This is a genomic window from Lysinibacillus sp. fls2-241-R2A-57 (genome assembly GCF_030209535.1).
Taxonomy (GTDB): Bacteria; Bacillota; Bacilli; order Bacillales_A; family Planococcaceae; genus Lysinibacillus.
The window spans coordinates 1-4,542 of record NZ_JARVRU010000135.1; the positions used below are offsets into that span (position 1 = coordinate 1).

The following is a 4,542-nucleotide window of genomic DNA, read 5'->3' on the forward strand; positions in this document are numbered from 1 at the left end:
AAGAGGGCTTTTTATTTTTCAAGCCCCTGAAAATCTTTCTAACAGGAATGCTCCTATAATGAAAATTTATTTAATCTATAATACCTAGACCGATATAACCAAACTTATTAATTCCATCTTTTCTAAATCGGCAGTGAGTGAGTCGGGTATTTAGCTTTAAATGATCTTGAAGAAGTTTACTAGACTCAGTAGCTAGTCCATTTTCATTGCAATAGTTCTGGTAAGCATCTTCTATTTCATACTTAAAAATTTTCAAAGAAGTATCAAATTTACAACATTTTTTTATGAAATTCTCTATGGAGTTAGATTGTTCAGCGTATCTATTTGATAAATTGATTATTGTTTCGCAGGTTGTAAATTGATAATTATTATTAATCCATCTACTTAAACCTTCCATAGCCCAAGCAGCAATATAACTTGTTTCATTAGTAAGTTTTCCAAAGAGATTTATATCCTGATTTTCTTTTGGAATAGGGTTATTAAATGGGAAAATTACTAATCGACCACTGAAAGCATTTCCTTTATCTATACCGTTAATAATAGGAAGATGATTTCCTGCAAATATTAAAGCTGCTGTATTAATAAATTTAATAGGCCTTTCATAAATAGGACGAGCTGTGACAAAATCTCCACCAGAAAGTTTTTTGAAGTTATCAAGTCTATTTAGTTTGAATTCTGATAATTCACCACAAGTATTTAACTTTTTACCGAATAGTTCAGCAAGATATTCAGGTCTATTTAATTGATCAAAATTAAGATTTGTAAATGAATCTTCACCAACTAAATATTCAAGAAGTTTTAAGACGATAGATTTTCCAGTGTCTTTTGCTCCAACTAAAAAAGGAATATATTTTACATCGCGTATCTCTGATAATACAAAACCAAATAGTTCTTGTAATCTATCGTATAATTCTTGATTACCGCCCGTAATATCATAGATGAATTGTTCAAAGTGGTTACCAGATATATAACTATTCTCATCTGGGTAAGCTGCATTTATAAGATTGACAAAAAAATATCTAGAATCATGTGGATATAATTCATAAGTATTTACATCAAAAACGCCATTTTTAAAAGGAACTAGGTTATTTTGTTGAGATAAAGTCTTTTCTTTTTTTAGCTCCTTCTTTGATTTCAACCATTGAATTATTTCTTTAATACTATACTGATTAATTTTCTTTTTATATTGATTTGGAATTCTTTGTCTTATAAATCTATCTGCCGCTTCTCCTAATAATGGGATAAATCGTTTTTCTTCTTCTGACCAATAATGTAATACATTTTCTAATACGATCAATTGGTTTGATTGAATTAATATTTTTGCTAATTCATCATTGCTCAAAGATTCTTTTTGCTTTTTAGTTTTTTTGGAAGATGAATTATTATTTTTAGATTCCTTAGAATATATTTCCTGTAGGGAGATATCTACGAAATCATCATCAAAATTGTTATTAAATTGGATATCTATAGCATTAGTTGGGGTTATGAATGCTTCATTTGCATCTTCTATTGATTCTGAATTATATAAATTAAGGGATTCCTGAAAAAAACTCAAATCATTAATTTTTGAATAATAATTTTCTTTCATTGATAATTGTCTCCTTTAATTATTATTTGAAGATGAATTAAATAAGTTTTTAATTTTTTGTTTTTCTTCATTAGTTAGAGCATTAAGAAGTAAATGTCTAGAAAAACTTTGTAAGGGGTAACTTTTCTTATTGAAAATTGTTTCGCAATATAAGTGATATTGATCTTTAAATACATAGTAAAATAAACTAAAAGGAGCACACTCCCAATAAATCATTAGTAAATCTTCTTCAGAAAAATCAGAGTTAAAATCTATTTTTTGATAGGAATTATCATTTTGAATATAAACTTTTGCATTTACTGAATCCTTCATATTCAATAATATTGTTTTTGAAATATTTTCAGCGAGTACTGTATCACCAATATAACCTTGTAATTCCGAGCGATTATTTGACTTTTGATAAATTAGCAATGATGTTGGGGTAATGCATTGATTACCTAAACCAAAAATGTTTGAAGATGATTGATCTAGTGTAATGATTTGAAGCTTTCCTTTAGAATTTGGAGACTCTGTTAAAAACTTATTTCTTTTTTTGTTAAAATCTTTTTCATTCATAATATAAGACCTCTTTTGTTTATTATTTTGAATCTAAAGCAATTTTATAAAATTAAGAATGATTTAAATATACGGTTTGGCCTTTTGTTTTTTTGAAAAAATATAGACGAAACCCTCTTGACATTTAATTTTCATTTGTTCAAATCGTTCATATCTTTTTTTATACTATAGAGAAAAAAGTATGTTTAGTACTAACTTTGAAGTGAAATTTGGTTTATTATTAGAATAGTAAGAAATATTTTTATGAACGATTTGAACAGGAGAATAAAATGAGTAATCCAGAAAATGAAAAATATAGAAATCATTTGTTGGTTGATATTGCTGTAGCTAACTGTAAGAAAAATATAAATCTTGATAGTCAAAGTAATTTTAAATGGGAATACAAAGAAGGGTATTTTTGTACAACTAGTCAAGAGGTAGATAGTTTTTTTAAGTTATTAGTTAGTTATAATTGTAATGATGAATTTAATGATGAAGATGATATCAAAGAAGATTTTGAAGAAATTAGAGAATGTTTTTTAAATGATATAGTTATAGAAGTTTTGACAGAATCAGTAGAAGAACTTAATAAGCAACTAAAAAATAAAGTAGTTCAAAATAAATATAAAGATTTAATTGGTGAACTTTTTTACACGGTTAGGGAAATGGAATCTTGTATAAAACAAGTTAACTTTGAATGTTTAAAGGATAATATTGAGGTGGAAGATATTATCGATAAATTATATGCATTAAAAAATAGTAATTCAAATGCTAATAATGAATTTTTAAAAATTTTGACTCCATGGATAGTATTTGTATTGTTACTAACTAGTAAAAAAAGAGAAGTGAATTTTGAAAAACTTTATAAATACCTTAAATTAATTAATCCAAAGTATAGTAAAGAGTTTAGTGAGATAGAAGTATATAACAACAGTCGCAAGAGCTTTAACTTATTTATGTACTTGCTTAACGAAAATAAACATGCTGTAAATAAATCTTTATGTTTAAATATTTTAAATAAATATACTGATTTTTTTGATATAGATAATTTAGTTAAAACATCTAGCTATATATCTTCAGGAAATGAAGATAATAAAGACAAAATAGAACGATTTAAATTTATAACAAAAATTGATTCTTTTTCAGTAAAAAATATGTTGATAAAAGGTTCATATAGTTTTTATTTACTTAATTATCAAGATATTTGGGAAACATATTCAGTCTTATTTAATAAATGTAAAGAATCTTTAAAAGGTTCGATAGATATATTGAAAGAAACAACTGAATTTAAACTAGAGTTGCCCGAGGAAATTAGAAGCAATTATTTAATTTATAAGTTATTTTCAAATGAGGATCCATACGATTATCTTATAGATGATGAAGATAAAGATGAGCAGTTTGATGAAAAAAACCAGCGGATTGATAATGAAGAACAGCTTAATTATGAATATATTTCTCTTCTCGAAAAAATTAAGCAATTACAAATAGAAGAGTATAGTGATGAAGAGAATAATAGTATTTGTGAAGCATTGGACAGCTTGATTGAAGAGTATCACAAGTATCAACAAGATATTAAATACAGCATACAAAATTTAAAAGAAGAAGAGAAACAATCTATAGAGAAACCATTTACTAAGGATTATACAATACATTTTTTAAAAACTGAAAATAAGCACTCAATAAAAGAATATGAGTATGTATATCAGATGATTTACAATGAAAAATATAAAAAATAAAGTAGGTTATTGAAAAAAATGCAAGAGAACTAATTCCTTGCATTTTTTAGTCTAAGACTTAGATATATTCTTATTTTCGATCCTTTAGTATTTCAGTCAATATTGTAATTACAATTGGAATGATAATCTTCTTATCCAATATATCCTCGCTCCTTTCTGATTTATTTGATATAGCCTTTTTCTTTTAATGAGCAGAAATCTGAGGTACATACAATAATGTGATCTAATAGATTGATTCCTAAGATAATGCAGGCTTCTTCTAAACGTTTAGTAACTTCAATATCTTCAGGGCTTGGAGTAGGATTTCCAGAAGGATGATTATGTGCAACGATAATTGAAGCAGCATTACTGAGTAAAACAGGTTTTAATACTTCACGTGGATGAACAATGCTAGAATTTAGGCTGCCAATGTGAACCGTTTGAATACAAGTTGGCTGGTTCTTAGTGTCAAGGCAAAGTACGATGAAATGTTCACGATCCACTTCTCCTAGATAATCGTAAATTAAATGATAGGCATCCTGTGCAGAACGAATTTTACGTTCTTTATACAGGATGCTTTTTTCGCGTACTAATTTGACTTGAACGATGTTTACACGCTTGGCTGGTGAATTAGTTGTCATAGTTATACAGTAAGCCCGAAATATAAAAAAGCGCACCTTTTCGGTACGCACAACGAATAGCCGT

The 4,542-nt window shown here is 26.9% G+C and carries 4 protein-coding genes; 1 reads left to right on the top strand and 3 read right to left on the bottom strand.

Annotation, left to right across the window (positions count from 1 at the left end; genetic code table 11):
- Window positions 1-70 precede the first annotated feature (70 nt).
- Together QRN68_RS19255 and QRN68_RS19260 are read right to left on the bottom strand one after the other, a co-directional pair.
- Window positions 71-1,588 (bottom strand): DNA primase family protein, encoded by a 1,518-nt coding sequence (locus QRN68_RS19255; protein WP_285398514.1) that lies wholly within the window; start codon window positions 1,586-1,588, stop codon window positions 71-73.
- 15 nt (window positions 1,589-1,603) lie between these two features.
- On the bottom strand, window positions 1,604-2,143 hold the full coding sequence (locus tag QRN68_RS19260) for a hypothetical protein (protein WP_285398515.1): 540 nt from the start codon (window positions 2,141-2,143) through the stop codon (window positions 1,604-1,606).
- Window positions 2,144-2,412: 269 nt separating this feature from the next.
- On the opposite strand from QRN68_RS19260, the gene QRN68_RS19265 reads away from it, so the two are divergent.
- Window positions 2,413-3,858, top strand: a complete 1,446-nt coding sequence (locus QRN68_RS19265) for a hypothetical protein (protein ID WP_285398516.1) — start codon at window positions 2,413-2,415, stop codon at window positions 3,856-3,858.
- 161 nt (window positions 3,859-4,019) lie between these two features.
- Here the strand turns inward: QRN68_RS19265 and QRN68_RS19270 are convergent, their stop codons facing one another.
- On the bottom strand, window positions 4,020-4,478 hold the full coding sequence (locus tag QRN68_RS19270) for a JAB domain-containing protein (RefSeq protein WP_285398517.1): 459 nt from the start codon (window positions 4,476-4,478) through the stop codon (window positions 4,020-4,022).
- Window positions 4,479-4,542: the final 64 nt, after the last annotated feature.

Bases quoted from the DNA above. Each gene is read 5' to 3' on its own strand.
- QRN68_RS19255 (WP_285398514.1), bottom strand. From the start codon at position 1,588: ATGAAAGAAAATTATTATTCAAAAATTAATGATTTGAGTTTTTTTCAG.
- QRN68_RS19260 (WP_285398515.1), bottom strand. From the start codon at position 2,143: ATGAATGAAAAAGATTTTAACAAAAAAAGAAATAAGTTTTTAACAGAG.
- QRN68_RS19265 (WP_285398516.1), top strand. From the start codon at position 2,413: ATGAGTAATCCAGAAAATGAAAAATATAGAAATCATTTGTTGGTTGAT.
- QRN68_RS19270 (WP_285398517.1), bottom strand. From the start codon at position 4,478: ATGACAACTAATTCACCAGCCAAGCGTGTAAACATCGTTCAAGTCAAA.